Genomic DNA, 16062 nt, shown 5'->3' with positions numbered 1-16062 from the left:
CATGTGACAGTTCTCACCCGAGGACGACCGACTGCGTCCTGATCCCGCCACCGGCATGCGCCCCAGCGCCACCGGCTTATTCCAAAAACGACAGTCGACATTCCATTTAGATATTAAATCTATATATATCAAGCTGTTAGGCTGGCCGGTTCACAATCACCGACCCAGAGTGATTGGCACTCATCGTTTCCGGAGCTTTCATGAACCTGCCGCTGATTCTCAATCTGCTGGTGTTCCTCGCCCTGTTGCTGGGCCTGGCGCAAACCCGCCATACCTCCTGGAGCCTGGCCAAAAAGGTATTGCTCGCCCTGGCCCTTGGCGTGGTATTCGGCATCGGCCTGCATACGGTCTATGGCGACGGTAACCCGGTACTCAAGGCCTCCATCGCCTGGTTCGACCTGGTGGGCAACGGCTACGTGCAGTTGCTGCAGATGATCGTGATCCCGCTGGTCTTCGCCTCGATCCTCAGCGCCGTCGCCCGCCTGCACAATGCCTCATCACTGGGCAAGATCAGCTTCCTGACCATCGGCACGCTGCTGTTCACCACTGCCATCGCCGCGCTGATCGGCATTGGCCTGACCAACCTCTTCGGTCTGACCGCCGAAGGCCTGGTGGCCGGCGCACAGGAAATGGCCCGCCTGCAGACCATCCAGAGCGACTACGCGGGCAAGGTCGCCGACCTCAACGTGCCGCAACTGCTGCTGTCGTTCATTCCGCAGAACCCCTTCGCCGACCTCGCCCGGACCAAGCCGACCTCGATCATCAGCGTGGTGATCTTCGCCGCTTTCCTCGGCGTGGCCGCCCTGCAACTGCTCAAGGATGATGCGGATAAAGGCCAGAAAGTGCTCAATGCCATCGACACCCTGCAAGCCTGGGTAATGCGCCTGGTGCGCGTGGTGATGAAGCTGACACCCTACGGCGTACTAGCGCTGATGACCAAGGTGGTGGCAGGGTCCAACCTGCAGGACATCATCAAGCTCGGCAGTTTCGTGGTGGTGTCCTACATCGGCCTGGGGCTGATGTTCGTGGTCCATGGCCTGCTGCTGTCGCTGGCCGGGATCAATCCGCTGCGCTTCTTCCGCAAGGTCTGGCCGGTGCTGACCTTTGCCTTCACCAGCCGCTCCAGTGCCGCGAGCATCCCGCTGAGCATCGAGGCGCAGACCCGTCGCCTGGGGATTCCGCAGTCGATTGCCAGCTTCGCCGCCTCGTTCGGTGCGACAATCGGCCAGAACGGCTGTGCCGGCCTGTACCCGGCGATGCTGGCGGTGATGGTGGCGCCGACCGTGGGCATCAACCCGCTGGACCCACTGTGGATCGCTACCCTGGTGGCCATCGTTACCCTGAGTTCTGCGGGCGTGGCGGGTGTGGGCGGTGGGGCGACCTTCGCCGCGCTGATCGTGCTGCCGGCGATGGGTCTTCCCGTGTCACTGGTCGCGCTGCTGATCTCGGTGGAACCGCTGATCGACATGGGCCGAACCGCCCTGAACGTGAGCGGTTCGATGACCGCCGGGACCATCACCAGCCAGGTGATGAAGCAGACCGACAAGCGCCTGCTGGATGCCGATGAACATGCGGAGCTGGCGCAGGCCTGATCGGCTCCTAGTAGTGGTGGGCCGGCCCATGTGCCGGGCAGACTGACAGGTTGAGCAGGTTTCTGTGGCGAGCGGGCTTGTCGGAACGCCGCACCGCCGCGTTCGGCTGCGAAGCAGCCGCAAACTCTCTGACCCTGTCCTGCCTGACACGATGTGCAAGCTGATTCGGGGGCGCTTTGCGCCCCGGCGCGGGCAAGCCCGCTCGCCACACAAGCCCGCTCATCTCGATAGCGGGCTCAACACGCAAGTCCGCTCATTACCCTTCAGGTTCTCTCCCAAACCTCAAAGCTGAACGCCGGCTTGTCGCCTTCCGCCGGATGCGGCTCATTGGAAACCCGTTGCCACAGGTTCAGGTCGAACTCCGGGAACCAGGCATCGCCTTCCGGGCTCAGGCCGACCCGGGTCAGGTACAGGCGATCAGCCTGCTCCAGGCCCTGGGCATACAACTGCGCCCCGCCGATCAGCATCAGCTCACCAACGCCCTGCTCCAGCGCCCACTCTTCGGCCCGCATCAGCGCGGCATCCAGCGAGTGGAACACCTCGGCGCCTTCCAGTTGCAGCCCGGCCTGGCGGCTCACCACCAGGTTCAAACGCCCCGGCAATGGCCGGCCGAGGGAATCCCAGGTCTTGCGACCCATGATGATCGGCTTGCCCAGGGTGGTGGCCTTGAAGTACTTGAAGTCCGCCGGCAAATGCCAGGGCATGCTGTTATCGACGCCGATCACGCGGTTTTCCGCAAGGGCCGCGATCAGGCTGAGAGGGAGTTTGGTTTTCATGCTGGCGAGGATACCCGACACCTGGGTGCAGGCACTAGCCACAGCGGTTATGCTTCTGGCACTCCCCCGCAACAGGATGGCGCGTGACTGAACCGACTCCCCTGCAACGCCTCTGGCTGACCGAGGCCGTACGCCTGCGTGAAGAACAGGCCGGCCCCCTGGAAGACCTCGAAGCCAACCGTCGCGCCCGCGCCGCCGGGGGCGACCTGGCCACCCGCATCCAGCACCGCGCACTCCGGCTCGCCGAACGCGACGGCCAGCTCGCCGCCCTGCAGCACTGGCTGCAAGGTGCACGCCTGGCCCTGCTGCTGCTCGCCGTGCTGGTGATGCTCAGCGGTGCCGGCCTGGCCTTCGCCGCCCTCGGCAACGGCCAATTGCCAGTCAATGTGTTCTGGGCCCTGGGCAGCCTGCTCGGACTGAACCTGCTGCTGTTGGCGAGCTGGGCCTTGGGACTGTTCTTCGCCGGCGGCCATGGCGCCATACTGGGTCGACTGTGGCTGTGGCTCAGCGAAAAGTTCGCCCGCGATGCCCAGGCGGTGCAACTGGTGCCAGCATTGGTACTCCTGCTACAACGCCGGCGCCTGAATCGCTGGGCCATCGGCGTGGTCGTCCATGGCCTCTGGCTGCTGGCCCTGGGCTGCGCTCTGATGCTGCTGCTGACACTGCTCGCCACCCGGCGCTACGGCTTCGTCTGGGAAACCACCATTCTCGGCGGCGACACCTTTGTCGGGCTGACCCAGGGCCTCGGTGCCCTGCCTGCGCTGCTGGGCTTCAGCGTCCCCAGCGAGGCGATGATCCGGGCCAGCGGCAACGCCGCCATCGACCTGGAAAACGCCCGCCAGGCCTGGGCCGGCTGGCTGGTCGGGGTACTGGTGGTCTATGGCCTGCTACCACGCCTGCTGCTCGCGGTGTTGTGCCTGTGGCGCTGGAAGAGCGGCGTTCGCGCGCTGGCACTGGACCCGAACCTGCCCGGCTATGCCCACCTGCGTGAACGCCTGATGCCCAGCAGCGAACGCCTGGGTATCAGCGACGCCGCACCTGCGCAACTGCACAACGCCGAAGCAGGGGTGAGCCACCAGGACAGCGCCGGCGCGCTGCTGGTGGCCATCGAACTGGACGACCAGCGGCCCTGGCCGCCAGCACTGCCCAGGGAAGTCCGCGACGCCGGTGTGCTCGACAGCCGCGAGTCCCGGCAGAAACTGCTCGAGCAACTGAGCCGCTTCCCGCCTGCACGCCTGGCTATCGCCTGTGACCCGCGACGCTCGCCGGATCGCGGTAGCCTCGCGCTGATCGCCGAGCTGGCCCGCAGCGCCGCCGCCACACGCATCTGGCTGCTGCAGGCACCACCCGGCCAGGCACTGGACGCCGATCGTCTCGGCGACTGGCACAACGCGCTGCAACAGCTGGAACTGCCGTTTGCCGACAGCGCCCCACTGACCTGGCTGGAGACCGGCCATGACTAAGCCGCTGAAACTGGCCGTGGTCGGCCACACCAATGTCGGCAAGACCTCGCTGCTGCGTACCCTGACCCGGGACGTCGGCTTCGGTGAAGTCTCCCACCGCCCCAGCACCACCCGCCATGTCGAGGGTGCACGGCTGTCGGTGGACGGCGAGCCACTGCTGGAGCTGTACGACACTCCCGGCCTGGAAGATGCCATCGCCCTGCTCGATTACCTCGAACGCCTCGACCGTCCCGGCGAGCGCCTCGATGGGCCGGGACGGATCAGCCGCTTCCTTGAAGGCAGCGAAGCCCGCCAGCGCTTCGAGCAGGAAGCCAAGGTGCTGCGCCAGTTGCTGGCCTCGGATGCCGGACTCTATGTGATCGATGCCCGCGAGCCGGTGCTGGCCAAATACCGCGACGAACTGTCGGTACTCGCCAGTTGCGGCAAACCGCTATTGCCCGTGCTCAACTTCGTCAGCAGCGCCGACCAGCGCGAAGACGGCTGGCGCCAGGCCCTGGCCCGCCTTGGGTTGCATGCGCTGGTGCGGTTTGACAGCGTCGCCCCGCCGGAAGATGGCGAGCGCCGCCTCTACGAAAGCCTGGCCCTGCTGCTGGAAGGTTCACGGCCCCGGCTGGAACGACTGGTGCGTGACCTGGAAGCGCAACGCCTGGTCCGCCGACAAGGAGCCAATCGCCTGATTGCCGAACTCCTGATCGATTGCGCCGCCTGCCGCCGCCAGGTGGCCGGCGATGCGGCCGCCGAAAGCAGCGCCATCACCGAATTGCGCCAGGCGGTGCGCCAGCGCGAACAGCGTTGCGTCGAGGCCTTGCTCAAGCTCTATGCCTTCCGTACCCACGACGCCGCCGCCAGCGACCTGCCGCTGCTCGACGGACGCTGGGGCGACGACCTGTTCAATCCGGAAACCCTCAAGCAATTGGGGGTGAAGGTCGGCGGCGGGATTGCCGCCGGGGCTGCGGCAGGCGCCGGGGTAGACCTGCTGGTCGGCGGCCTGACGCTGGGTGCCGCCGCCCTCGTCGGGGCCGTCGCCGGGGGCGCCCTGCAGACTGCCCGCGGCTACGGCAGTCGCCTGCTCGGCAAGCTCAAGGGCCAGCGCGAACTGACGGTCGATGACAGCGTGCTGCGCCTGCTCGCACTCCGCCAACGACAATTGTTGCTGGCGCTGGAGGCCCGTGGCCATGCGGCGATGGACAGCATCACGATCGACACCCCTGTGGAAAAATCCTGGCGCGAAGGCAAGTTGCCGGAGGCACTGGGCAAGGCTCGTGCCCACCCACACTGGTCCTCGCTGAACCCACAACCGAAGCTGAGCCAGGCCGAGCGCCAGGAGCAGCTTGAAACGCTCTTGCAAAAACTGGATGAAAAATAGGCAGGCCGTCCGGCTTCGCTCAAGCCCGGTTATCCACTTGCCGTCGATCACTCGCTGAGCGTTGCCGATGATGAAACGCCTCCATCCTGGGCAAGTACAGCCAGTCCTGCGGGGCCCCAAGAATGAAACCCTCCAGCGCCCTTATCCACTGGGGCTGCATCTGCTCGACGGGCCCGCGGAAGATACGCTCGATCACCTGCAATTCCCCCACCTGCCCCAGGCAGGCCCGATGCCCCAGTAGCAGAAGATCACAACCCAGCTTCGAAGCCAGGAACAGCGGACCTTTGACAAACTGGGCATCGCGCCCGAAGAACCTCCCGTTCATCGGTTCGCCAAATCGCACACCATCGAGGCTGACCGGCAGGTCGCAGAAAATGATCACCTGATGTCCTCGTTTCACCCCTCGCGCAATCGCCAGGGCAGTTCGCGGATCGTTGCTGTCCAGCACCTCGATGACATGCCCAAGGCCTTCGAGGTTCTTGAGCGAACCATGTGTAAACGGGTCGTTGAAGTTCCAGATCGGGATGATGAAGCGCGTAGACGGGCTCGTTCGCTCGACCACGCATGCCACGGCCATCCAGTATTCGCCACAATGCGGCAAGATGATGATCGTCGGACGCCTGGCGCCGCGTTGCCAGTGCTCACCAGGATCAATCCACGGGATCGACCGGACCCAGGCCCGTAGATGCACTGGCTCATGGCTGCGGTAGAGATGCTGGTAAAGCCCGCGCTGAAACTGGATCGCACTGTGCTGGCAGGCCAGGACTCGACAACGCTCGGCATCGTGACCGAAGAGTTGCAGGTTCTGCTGGCTGCGAGGGTAGTCCACGCCTCGCAAACACTGGGGCAACCTCATCAGGACAGCAGGTAACCACGCCAACAGTGTGTGACACGCCGCGACCCGAAAGCACCGGGCAAGAGCGAGCAATCCGTATCGGCGCAGCCTGGCCTTGACCACCGCCCAGAACAACCAGCGCCTGACCTGGCCACTCAAGCCGCGAGTCAGCATGCTGGCTCCGATGGTACCAGGCGGCCTTCGCACATCTGCAGCACCGTCGTACAGGCATGTGCCACCTCCCGGTCATGGGTCACCACGACACAGGACAGGGGCAGCCTGCGAATCGTTTCAATCACCACATCGCGTGATGCCGGGTCCAGGTGCGCTGTCGGCTCGTCGAGCAGCAGCAACTGCGGTCGCCGATACAGGGCCCGGGCGATCAGCAGACGCTGGCGCTGTCCGGATGACAGTTGAATACCCGTCGACCCCAGTCGCGTGTTGAAACCATTGGCCAGTTTCAACACGCACGTCAGCAAGCCCACCTGCTCGACACACGCCTGCAACCATGCGCCATCGAGATCATCGTCCATCACGACATTGTCGACGACGCTACCGTCGACGATTTCACCATGGGCCATGACATAAGCCACCCCCTGGCGATAGCGACGCAAGCCAAAATGCCGCATCGCCTGGCCGTTGATCCGGAACCGGCCATCATCCAGCGGATAAAAGCCGGCCAGCACCTTCAGGAAAGTGCTCTTGCCACAACCGGAAGGTCCCAGGATGGCGATCTTCGCCCCCGGCCCCTCCAGGGTGAAGTCCAGCTTGTCGAAGGTCGGGCGTTCGAACGAGCTGTAGCAGAACCGGGCATTTTTCATATGAATGGCGTTGATCGGTTCCGGCTGCCCCACTGGGCTGCTGCTGTAGACGCAGGACTCGAACGATTCCGGCTGCTCGTCGACGATGTCATCCAGCCGCCCCAGCTCGACCTGCACCAGTCGCAGACTCATGTAGCCATCCACCAGCTTGAAGGCGCATGCCATGAACATGTCCTTGTAAAGCACGAAGGCAAACAGGTCGCCGACGCTGTTCTCACCGTTCAACACCGCCAAGGCGCCCAAGGCACTGACCAGCAGGGAGTGCCCATGGGACAGGCCGTCATGCACCACCTGGTTCATCGCCTGCATGCGCTGGACCCCGGCGCGGGCCGTTTCGGTGTCAGCCTGCCGATTGCTCCAGGCCGCCAGCTTCGTCGCTTCGTACTGATGGAGTTTCATCGACTCGATGCCATCCAGGGCTCCGAGCAGCGTGACATTGCGCAGGGTCTCGGCCTCGATCGAGGCCTTGTGGCGCGTCTCCATCAGCGGGAGGGTCAGGCCACGGAAAAGAAAAAACAGCAGGCACAACGCCAGGGACAAGCCCGCCAGCTTGAGATTGATCAGTGCCATCAACAGCAGGAAAACCAGGCCAAACAGGCTGTCGATACCGATGTCCATCCACCCCGAGGTGAACGGCAGGAACACCTTGTCCGCCGCCTGGGTACGACGCAGGATATCTCCAGGCGCCCGGCGCTCGAAGTAACCGAGCGGCAGGCGCAGCAACCGGGCAATGACGCCGGTCGAGAGATCCTGGGTCAACGCGACCCGCAGTTGCGCATCCAGCACCGCCCGCAGCCAGGCGGCAACGCTTTTGAACAGGAAGATCCCGCCGAAGACGTACAGGATCAGGTAGAGGAAATCTTCGTCGTTCTTGGCGACGACTTCGTCGATTGTCAGGGAGAATAGCTTTGGCGCAGCAATCCCGCCCAGATAGCCGATCACCGATAGCAGACCCATGGGAACCAGGTAGCGCAGGAGCCAGGGATTCTTGCGCAACAGGCTGGCACAGCCCAGCGATGCTGATGGCCTGGTCCCGGACTGAAGAATGAAAGCCAGGCCCGGCAGCATTTCCAGGGCCACGCCACTGAACATCGGCAGCGCTTCTTCCCAGGTGTAGAAACGCCTGCCCACTGCCGGGTCGACCACATGCAAGCCGGTTCTGGTCACGGCCTCCAGTACTACGAAATGTCGCGTGTTCCAGAACAGGATCGACGGTGTGCGCAACTGCCTGAGCCCATCGAGCAGCGTTTTCAGCGGTCGACAGGTAAAACCCAGTTCATCGCAGACCTTGATGACCTGGAACAGCGACATCCCATCCCGCGCCACGCTGTAGTCCCGACGCAGCTGGCGCAATGCCAAGTGCTTGCCGTGATAACCGGCGATCATGGCAATCGATGCCAGGCCGCATTCGGACATCTCGTCCTGCAGGATTACCGGCACCCGCTTGCGCAGCCTTTGCCGGGAACGAGCCAGGGCGTCACGCAGTACCGCCTTGAGTTGGCTCATGCCGGTTCGTCCACCCGCACCGGTGCAGCCCGACTCGTCGGCCATGCGTCGGGATTGCGCTCAACACCCTTGAGTACGGGCAGGAACAGCCATTCCAGCAGGCTCAGGCGCTCCAGGCCAAGGGAGCCCCGGAGGGTCATGCCGTCCCTGAGCCAGTCCCGGCGAATACGGACGTGAGCGGCGCTGAAGTCGGGCTCCACCTCCACCAGATAGGTGGGCACCTCGCGCGACTCATCGTTGACCACGCCGGGGATCGCCGCCCGGTAGGTACTGGCGGAACTGTGGACGACGGTGCCTTTGACAACGCCATAGCGCTCATAGGGAAATGCATCGAAACGCAAGGTCACCTCGGTGCCGGGAGTGACGAAACCAATGCTCGACGAGCTGACATCAAGCTGGACCCGAAGCCGGGCAGGCCCAGGCTGGACCACGCGCAACAGCAGTATCGGCTGACCGCTCTCGACCCTGCCGCCGACAAATACCGCCACCGTATCGACGATGCCATCCACCGGCGACAGCAGGACATAGCCCTGGCTCTTGCCCAGGAACTCCAGACGCTCCAGCCACTCGTTACGCTGACGGGCGAACTGTCCCAGGCGAGTCGCCAGGTCCTGCTCCGCCTGGCCTACGCGCTGCTGCAACTCCAGGCTGCGCTGCTGCGTGCTGACCCTGGCCAACTCGTTGCCGGCCTGGTCTTCCAGCGCCGCTTCGTGGACGACGACCACACGGTCCAGGTCTGAACCGGAAACTGCACCCTCTCCGGCCAATTGTTCATGGCGCCGCCGCTCATCCTGGGCAACGCGGACCCGACGCTGGATCGATTGCCCGATGCGGGTGTTGAGCGCCAGATCCTCATCCAGTTGCTGCAACTGACGTCGTAGAAGGTCTTTTTCGGCGGTGTGGGCGGACCGGGCCTGGTTCTCCTGTGTCGCCAGTTCATCGAGCAACTTGTGCAAGCGCTCGATATTCATGACAGAAAGGGACTGGTCACCGTCAGCCTCGATATTTTCCGGGTCCACCGTGCGCAAGCGAATCAATGGCTGGCCACGCTTGATCGGTTCGCCGGTCGCGACCAGCAGCTCATCGACATGGGCTGCCTTCTCGCTGGCGATACGGACCACATCGCGGGTCATGACCCGCCCCTGGACCTCTTCCTTCCGGGCATAGCTTCCCGTTGCCAACAGCACCAGTACTGCCACGACAAAGAGGCCGAGGACACCGCCCAACAGCGATGGTCGGAGTGCCGACCTCGGAGTCACCGTCCCCCACTCGAGCATAAATCAATCCGTACCGGGGAAGTTCAGGCAACAGGCAGACAGGGCGATGCCATCGGGCCGCCCCATCTGCTGCTGTCGCTTCAGCTCATGGTCTCAGGGACGGTTACGACTTGACTGCATGCTTGAAGAAAGTGCCGAGGTTGTCGAAGAAATTGTTGACCGCGTCCCCTGCATCGGCCCCCCAACCAGCCCCGCGGACCTCCATGGTTTCTTCGAGGGTCATTTCCTGCGGGGCATTGTCTTGCTGCTTAACATCTTCCATCGGGATACCTCATTGATCGAGTTATGAAAAACACTTCAGGCCGAACACAGCGTCCGGCTTGAATTTCATCGCACTCCCACAGGCCCGAAGGCATGGCTGGTGTGCGCGACCATTTTCCCAATCAACGCAAAGGGCAACTATAAGACCCGCGAGAACCCGGCACTTGAATCGTCACCGCCAGGGTCAGGACTTGGCGCCAAGGGTTGTAGTATCCATAACGGATTGGCTCAGCAGATGTTGCGCCTTGTTTCTCAAGAGTTGCAGGTCGATCACCGGAATGTGCATCCGCTTGGCCTGCTCATCCCACTGGCGCATGCGCAGGCTCAAGTCGCAGAGGGGGTTCCTGGCAAAGTCCGCAGCCTCCTGCTCGGACATCCTGCCGCCCTGGTAGTCCAGCGTCCGCCGGCTCGCTTCGCTCAGGCGCTCGTAGTATCCCGGCTCGACCAATGTCAGATAACGCTTGGCCTGCACGTGATACTCCACCAGAAGCGCCAGGCGCTCGCTGAACCCGGCGCGACGCAGGTAATCCGCGCCCAGCCGTTCATGACTGGCCACGCCATAACCGCCCATGCCCTGCCCCGCCTGCGCCGGACACGGGCAGAGATGCCCGATATCGTGGAAGAATGCCGCCAGGACCACTTCGTCGTCATAGCCTTCGGCCATCGCCCGTTGCGCGGCCTGGGACATGTGCTCCAGTTGCGAAACCGGCTCAGCGATGTAGTCGGCACTGCCGAACTGCTGGTAGAGACCGAACACCTCGTCCAGCACCTGTTCGACCCGGCTCATGGGCTTTCTCCCAGCAGCGTGGCGATATTGGCTTCGGCCATGGCGGGGCCGACGCTCATGCCAACCCCGGTATGCATCAATGCCGCATGCACGCCGGGCGCCGCCTGCAAGAACGAAAACGGCCCCGGCCCCCTGGCGCCGTAGACACCCTGCCAACGTTCCAGCACCTGGACCTTGCAATCCAGGGTGTGCTCGGCCAGTTCCAGCATCCAGTTGTCCACCTGTTCGGCATTGAACGGCGAAGGATCACTGCCGTAGTGGTGGGAATCGCCGATAATCAGTTCGCCGTGGGGTGTCGGGCTGATCAACAGGTGAATGCCGTGTTCCTGCAGGTGTGGGGTTTCGCGCTGGATCTGCGCCCGGATGGCCGCCGCTTCCGGCAGATCGGCGAAGGCGCCGTAGTGCACGCAGCTCAAGCCGGTCAGCACCGAGTGTTGCAGCTTCAGCCCGCTCGACAACGGGCGGGCGCGGAGCATCTGCAGGCGGCAGATGCTCGGTTGCAAGGTCGCCAGCGACTCGGCCAGCAGCGTCTGGTAGTCGTGTCCCGAGCAGACCACGATGCGCTCACCACGAAATATCCCGGCAGTGCTGTGCAACAGGCCGGGGGCGACCTCGCGGACCAGGGTCGAAAAGTGGAACTCGACGCCCAGCTCGCGACGCAGGTAGTCGATCAGGGCCGGTAGCGCCTCGCGGGAATACAACTGCTGGTCGTCCAGGCCATGCAGGGCGGCGCGGTGATGACTGAACTGGCCGCCCTGCAGCTCGGCCAGGGCCTGCCCCTGCAACAGTTTTACCCGGTAGCCATGTTCCTGGGCACGGCCGGCGCAGAAGGCTTCCAGCAAATGTTCCTCGGCTTCGCTGCGGGCGAAGAGAAAGCTGCCGTTGCGCTTGAGTTCGAAGCCGGCCTGCTGCGACCAGTGGCCCCAGATTTCACGGCTGGCGCGGGCCAGGTCGAGCATGACGCCCGGCGTCTGGCCGGTGACCAGGGCCTGGCCGAAGTTGCGCACCGAAGCGCCCAGGGGCGTGGCGGTGCGCTCGAAGACCCGGACCTTGAGGCCACGGCGGGCAGCGGCGTAGGCGTGGGACAGACCGAGGATGCCAGCGCCGACGATGAGGATGTCGCTGTGAGAAGTCATGAATGGTCCTGAAGGAAAGATCGATACCTGTGGCGAGCGGGCTCGCCCGCGCTGGGGCGCACAGCGCCCCTGAAATCAGCGACCCGGTTGTGCCAGACAGAATGAAATCACAGGGTCTACGACGGCTACGCCGCCGAACGCGGCGGTGCGGCGTTCCGACGAGCCCGCTCGCCACAAGGATTGGATGCAGTCGGTTGAATTACTGGGCAACCTTCTCCGACTTGCCGTCATAGCGCTTGCGCCATTCGGCCAGGATCTCGTCGCGATTCTTCGAGGCCCAGGCGAAGTCGTTCTTGATCAGGCGCTGCTCGTAGTCGGCCGGCAGTTCGGTCTGTGGCTTGGCGATACCCGGCTGGGCCAGCACGGCGAAGTTTTCCTTGTACAGTTCCATTGCCGCCGGGCTGGCGGAGAAGTCGGCCAGTTTCTTCGCGGCTTCCTCGTGCGGGGTGCCCTTGATCACCGCAGTGGCCTCGATCTCCCAGCCCAGGCCTTCCTTCGGCAGGACGATGTCCAGCGGCGCGCCCTGGCGCTTGAGCTGCACCGCCGGATATTCGAAGGAGATGCCGATCGGGAACTCGCCCGCCGCCGCCAGCTTGCACGGCTTGGAACCGGAGTGGACGTACTGGCCGATGTTCTGGTGCAGGTCATCCATGTACTGCCAGCCCTGCTTCTCGCCAAAGGTCTGCAACCAGGCGCTGACATCGAGGAAGCCGGTACCGGACGAGGCCGGGTTGGGCATGACGATCTTGCCCTTGTACTCGGGCTTGGTCAGATCCTGCCAGCTCACCGGCTTGCTCAGGTGCTGCTTCTCGGCCTCAACGGTGTTGAAGCAGATGGTCGCGGCCCAGACGTCCATGCCGACCCAGGCGGGCGGGTTGGCCGGGTCGCGGTAGTTGCCGCCGATCTTGCCGAGATCCTTGGGCGCGTAGTTCTGCAGCATGCCTTGCTGGTCAAGAATCGCCAGGCTGGAGGCGGCCAGGCCCCACACGGCGTCGGCCTGTGGCCGGGCCTTCTCGGCCAGCAGCTTGGCGGTGATGATGCCGGTGGAATCGCGGACCCACTTGATGCCGATGTCCGGATTGGCCTTCTCGAACGCATCCTTGTAGCTCTTGAGCTGCTCGGATTCGAGGGCGGTGTAGACGGTCAGCTCGGTCTTCGCCGCGAAGGCGTTCAGGCTGAACAGCGAGAGGACGGCAGCGGCAAGAGTCAAAGGCTTGAACATGATGCGGTTCCTTGGGTTGTACGGGTGGACGAATCAATGGCCGGGCACGGTCTGCCGCCAGGCCTGGGTGCGACGCAGCAAGCCGCGCGAGGTCCAGGCCAGCAGCAGCGACACGCCCGCCGAGGTGATCAGGATCAGGGTCGACATGGCCGCCGCACCGCCAACGTTGCCGGCGTCGTCCATGTTCAGTACCGCCACCGCCGCGAGGAGGGTGTCGGGGCTATAGAGGAAGATCGCCGCCGACACCGTGGTCATCGCCGAAACGAACAGGTAGCGGATGATGTCCAGCAGGGCCGGCAGGCAGATCGGCACCGTGACCCGCAGGTAGTGCCGGTACAGCGGCGTCTTCAGCGACAGCGCGGCAGCCTCGAATTCGCCGTCGAGCTGGCGCAGTGCAGTGGTCGCGGTCATCTGCGCGGTGGTCAGGTAGTGCGCAATGGTGCACATCACCAGCAGGGTCATGGTCCCGTAGAACACATGCAGCGGGTTGCCAATGAGGTTGAAAAAGAACACGTAGCCCAGCCCAAGAACCAGGCCCGGCACCGCCATCGGCACGAAGCTGAGCAGGCGCAGCGCCAGGTTCAGGCCACGCTGGCCGCGGGTCTTCTCCATGAGATAGGCACCGGTGAAGATCAGCGCACTGCCAACCAGCGCGGTGCACAGGGCCATGGTCAGGCTGTTGCGGTAGGCCCGCCAGCCACCGCCTGCGGTCTCGTCGAAGTGGTAGTGATTCAGGGACAGCGACAGGTTGTATGGCCAGAATTTCACCAGCGACGAGTACACCGCCATGCCGAACACCAGCAGCAGTGCGGCGCAGATCAGCAGGACAATCGCCAGGTAGCAGGCATCCCGCAACGGGCTGCGTACTGGCCGGAACACCTGGGCCCGACCGCTCATGGCATCACCCTGGCGTCGACGCAGCCAGGCATCGACGGCAAAGCTGAACAGCGCTGGCAACAGCAAAATCATGCCGATCAGCGCACCACGCCCGAACTGCTGTTGGCCAACCACCGCCTTGTAGGCCTCCAGCGCCAGCACCTGGTAATCGCCACCCACCACCACCGGCACGCCGAAGTCGGTGATGGTCAGGGTGAACACCAGGCACAGGGCGGCGAACACAGCCTGCCGGGTGGCCGGCCAGGTAATGCTGCGATAGGCCTTCCAGGGGCTGGCGCCCATGCTCGACGCAGCGTCGAACAGCCGCGCATCGGTCAGGGACAGCGCCGACAGCAGGATCATCAGCGCATGGGGAAAGGTATAGATGACCTCGCCGAGGACAATGCCCCAGAAACCGTAGATGTTGTCCGCCAGCAATCCACGCAACAGGCCCTGGTTGCCGAACAGGTAGACCAGGGCAATCCCCGGCAGCATCGACGGCGCCATCAGCGGCAGCAGCGACAGGCCACGCCAGAGAGTCTTGCCGGGAATCAGGGTACGTTGCAGGGCGTAGGCGAACAGGTAGGCCAGCGGTACCACGATCGCCGCAACGCTGAAGGACACCTTCAGGCTGTTGCCCAGCAGCCAATGGAAGTTGTCGCTGCCCAGCAGCTCCCGTGCGGCGAGCCAGCCACCGCCCTGCCCGGCCTCACTGCTGAAACCGCGCCAGAAGATCGCCAGCAGCGGCAACAGCACCGCGACACCTAGCAGACAGAGCCAGAGCAGTTTGCCGCCAACCACGAACAGGTGGTCGCCAAAGTCGCCGCCCAGGGACTTCGCGACTGGTTTGCGCGCCAGCGCCAGGCTGATGTCAGCGGCCATCTCAGGCAAACACCTGCAGGCTGCGCGGCGGCAACGCGACCCAGATATCCGGCGAGCCCAGGCGCGGCATGTCCTGCGGGCCGACTTCGGCCAGCAGCGGGTGGCCGGGCAACTCGTTGAGTTCGAAGCTCATGCGGCAGCGGTTGCCGAGAAAGGTGATTTCGCGCACCCGTGCGGCAAACAGGTTTTCTTCATGCACCGGCGGATTGACATTGATCGACTCGGGGCGACAGAACAGCCGCCCGGAACCAGTCCGCGCAGCACCATCGGCCAGGCGCAACTGCACATTGCCGACCTGGGCGTGCTGGGCACTGCTTTGCTGGAACGGCAGCCAGTTGCCCTGGCCGACGAACTCGGCGACGAACGGCGTGGCCGGCTTGTCGTAGATTTCCCGTGGCGTGGCGTACTGCTCGACCTTGCCGTTGTTCATCACGGCGATCCGGTCGGCCATCAGCATGGCCTCGTCCTGGTTGTGGGTGACCATCAATGTGGTCACGCCGAGGCTGCGTTGCAGCTGGCGCAACTCACTGCACAGGTGTTCGCGCACTCGGGCATCGAGCGCCGACATTGGCTCGTCGAGCAACAACAACGACGGTGCCGGAGCCAGGGCGCGGGCCAGGGCCACGCGTTGCTGCTGGCCGCCGGAGAGCTGGCCGGGGTATTTCTTTTCACTGCCGGACAGACCGACCAGTTCGAGCATTTGCGCCACACGCTGGCGCACTTCATCACGACCGCTACCGGTCAGGCCGTAGGCGATGTTGGCCTCCACGGTAAGGTTGGGGAACAGCGCGTAGGACTGGAACAGAATGCCGTAGTCACGGGCCTGGGGCGGCAGCTCGGATACATTGCGCTCGCCAAGGAACAGCTCGCCGTCGTCCTGGCGCTCGAGGCCGGCGATACAGCGCAGCAGCGTGGTCTTGCCACAACCCGACGGCCCCAGCAGGCACACCAGCTCGCCGGCGGCGACGTCGAGGGAGACGTTCTCAAGCGCGGTGAAGGCGCCAAAGCGCTTCTGCACACCACGGACTTTCAGTGCCGCGCCGGGATTGGCCAGGGAGTGGGCGATCGGATTGTTCATGGGCAGACCTCATCGAGCGAATGAGAGTCATGCTAGGGCGGCAATGCGTACGCCATGTGGCAATAAGGCAAAAGCTGCCGATAGTGGTATTGGTGGATTTGGGTAGGAAACGGATTGCAGGTATCGTGGAAGTTTCCACGCCTCATTTCTGTCGCAGAGGATTATGTGGCGAGCGGGCTTGCCC

Annotated in this window: 13 protein-coding genes; 3 read left to right on the top strand and 10 right to left on the bottom strand. The window is 64.1% G+C overall.

Annotated features, from left to right (window positions below; all coding sequences use genetic code 11):
* Nucleotides 1-200 precede the first annotated feature (200 nt).
* The gene (locus AC6I6U_RS05355; protein ID WP_497880998.1) at nt 201-1592 is read left to right on the top strand and encodes an L-cystine transporter; all 1392 of its coding nucleotides are present in this window, start codon (nt 201-203) and stop codon (nt 1590-1592) included.
* Nucleotides 1593-1855: 263 nt separating this feature from the next.
* Here the strand turns inward: AC6I6U_RS05355 and AC6I6U_RS05350 are convergent, their stop codons facing one another.
* Nucleotides 1856-2368: a dihydrofolate reductase gene (locus tag AC6I6U_RS05350; RefSeq protein WP_497880997.1), complete on the bottom strand. Its 513-nt coding sequence runs from the start codon at nt 2366-2368 to the stop codon at nt 1856-1858.
* Nucleotides 2369-2451: 83 nt separating this feature from the next.
* Between AC6I6U_RS05350 and AC6I6U_RS05345 the strand changes: the two genes are divergently transcribed.
* Both AC6I6U_RS05345 and AC6I6U_RS05340 read left to right on the top strand, forming a co-directional pair.
* Nucleotides 2452-3831, top strand: coding sequence for a DUF2868 domain-containing protein (locus AC6I6U_RS05345; protein ID WP_497880996.1), 1380 nt, complete (start codon nt 2452-2454; stop codon nt 3829-3831).
* The gene (locus AC6I6U_RS05340; RefSeq protein WP_497880995.1) at nt 3824-5197 is read left to right on the top strand and encodes a GTPase/DUF3482 domain-containing protein; all 1374 of its coding nucleotides are present in this window, start codon (nt 3824-3826) and stop codon (nt 5195-5197) included. Before AC6I6U_RS05345 ends, AC6I6U_RS05340 begins: the two co-directional genes overlap by 8 nt.
* A gap of 19 nt (nt 5198-5216) precedes the next feature.
* Here the strand turns inward: AC6I6U_RS05340 and AC6I6U_RS05335 are convergent, their stop codons facing one another.
* From AC6I6U_RS05335 to AC6I6U_RS05295, 9 genes are all read right to left on the bottom strand, one after another.
* Nucleotides 5217-6026, bottom strand: a complete 810-nt coding sequence (locus tag AC6I6U_RS05335; RefSeq protein ID WP_497880994.1) for a lysophospholipid acyltransferase family protein — start codon at nt 6024-6026, stop codon at nt 5217-5219.
* 173 nt (nt 6027-6199) lie between these two features.
* Complete coding sequence (locus tag AC6I6U_RS05330; protein ID WP_497880993.1) at nt 6200-8359, bottom strand: peptidase domain-containing ABC transporter; 2160 nt, start codon at nt 8357-8359, stop codon at nt 6200-6202.
* Nucleotides 8356-9636 (bottom strand): HlyD family secretion protein, encoded by a 1281-nt coding sequence (locus tag AC6I6U_RS05325; RefSeq protein ID WP_497880992.1) that lies wholly within the window; start codon nt 9634-9636, stop codon nt 8356-8358. The genes AC6I6U_RS05330 and AC6I6U_RS05325 overlap by 4 nt, the downstream gene beginning before the upstream one ends.
* Before the next feature lie 103 nt (nt 9637-9739).
* Nucleotides 9740-9898, bottom strand: coding sequence for a hypothetical protein (locus AC6I6U_RS05320; RefSeq protein ID WP_497880991.1), 159 nt, complete (start codon nt 9896-9898; stop codon nt 9740-9742).
* Nucleotides 9899-10081: 183 nt separating this feature from the next.
* Entirely contained in the window at nt 10082-10684 is a 603-nt protein-coding gene (locus AC6I6U_RS05315; protein WP_497880990.1) for a phosphonate degradation HD-domain oxygenase, read from the bottom strand.
* Nucleotides 10681-11820 (bottom strand): TIGR03364 family FAD-dependent oxidoreductase, encoded by a 1140-nt coding sequence (locus AC6I6U_RS05310; RefSeq protein ID WP_497880989.1) that lies wholly within the window; start codon nt 11818-11820, stop codon nt 10681-10683. The genes AC6I6U_RS05315 and AC6I6U_RS05310 overlap by 4 nt, the downstream gene beginning before the upstream one ends.
* A 199-nt stretch (nt 11821-12019) precedes the next feature.
* Complete coding sequence (locus AC6I6U_RS05305) at nt 12020-13042, bottom strand: putative 2-aminoethylphosphonate ABC transporter substrate-binding protein (RefSeq protein WP_497880988.1); 1023 nt, start codon at nt 13040-13042, stop codon at nt 12020-12022.
* 33 nt (nt 13043-13075) lie between these two features.
* Complete coding sequence (locus tag AC6I6U_RS05300) at nt 13076-14800, bottom strand: putative 2-aminoethylphosphonate ABC transporter permease subunit (RefSeq protein ID WP_497880987.1); 1725 nt, start codon at nt 14798-14800, stop codon at nt 13076-13078.
* 1 nt (nt 14801) lies between these two features.
* Nucleotides 14802-15878 carry a putative 2-aminoethylphosphonate ABC transporter ATP-binding protein gene (locus AC6I6U_RS05295; protein ID WP_497880986.1) on the bottom strand — a complete coding sequence of 359 codons (1077 nt, stop codon included), beginning with the start codon at nt 15876-15878 and terminating at the stop codon, nt 14802-14804.
* Nucleotides 15879-16062 lie beyond the last annotated feature (184 nt).

This window comes from Pseudomonas sp. UTLPPB19802 (assembly GCF_059730225.1).
Note: the sequence above shows the minus strand (reverse complement) of the source record. Positions and strands in the feature narration are given on the sequence as shown.

Bases quoted from the DNA above. Each gene is read 5' to 3' on its own strand.
- AC6I6U_RS05355 (WP_497880998.1), top strand. From the start codon at position 201: ATGAACCTGCCGCTGATTCTCAATCTGCTGGTGTTCCTCGCCCTGTTG.
- AC6I6U_RS05350 (WP_497880997.1), bottom strand. From the start codon at position 2,368: ATGAAAACCAAACTCCCTCTCAGCCTGATCGCGGCCCTTGCGGAAAAC.
- AC6I6U_RS05340 (WP_497880995.1), top strand. From the start codon at position 3,824: ATGACTAAGCCGCTGAAACTGGCCGTGGTCGGCCACACCAATGTCGGC.
- AC6I6U_RS05330 (WP_497880993.1), bottom strand. From the start codon at position 8,359: ATGAGCCAACTCAAGGCGGTACTGCGTGACGCCCTGGCTCGTTCCCGG.
- AC6I6U_RS05325 (WP_497880992.1), bottom strand. From the start codon at position 9,636: ATGCTCGAGTGGGGGACGGTGACTCCGAGGTCGGCACTCCGACCATCG.
- AC6I6U_RS05320 (WP_497880991.1), bottom strand. From the start codon at position 9,898: ATGGAAGATGTTAAGCAGCAAGACAATGCCCCGCAGGAAATGACCCTC.
- AC6I6U_RS05315 (WP_497880990.1), bottom strand. From the start codon at position 10,684: ATGAGCCGGGTCGAACAGGTGCTGGACGAGGTGTTCGGTCTCTACCAG.
- AC6I6U_RS05310 (WP_497880989.1), bottom strand. From the start codon at position 11,820: ATGACTTCTCACAGCGACATCCTCATCGTCGGCGCTGGCATCCTCGGT.
- AC6I6U_RS05305 (WP_497880988.1), bottom strand. From the start codon at position 13,042: ATGTTCAAGCCTTTGACTCTTGCCGCTGCCGTCCTCTCGCTGTTCAGC.
- AC6I6U_RS05300 (WP_497880987.1), bottom strand. From the start codon at position 14,800: ATGGCCGCTGACATCAGCCTGGCGCTGGCGCGCAAACCAGTCGCGAAG.
- AC6I6U_RS05295 (WP_497880986.1), bottom strand. From the start codon at position 15,878: ATGAACAATCCGATCGCCCACTCCCTGGCCAATCCCGGCGCGGCACTG.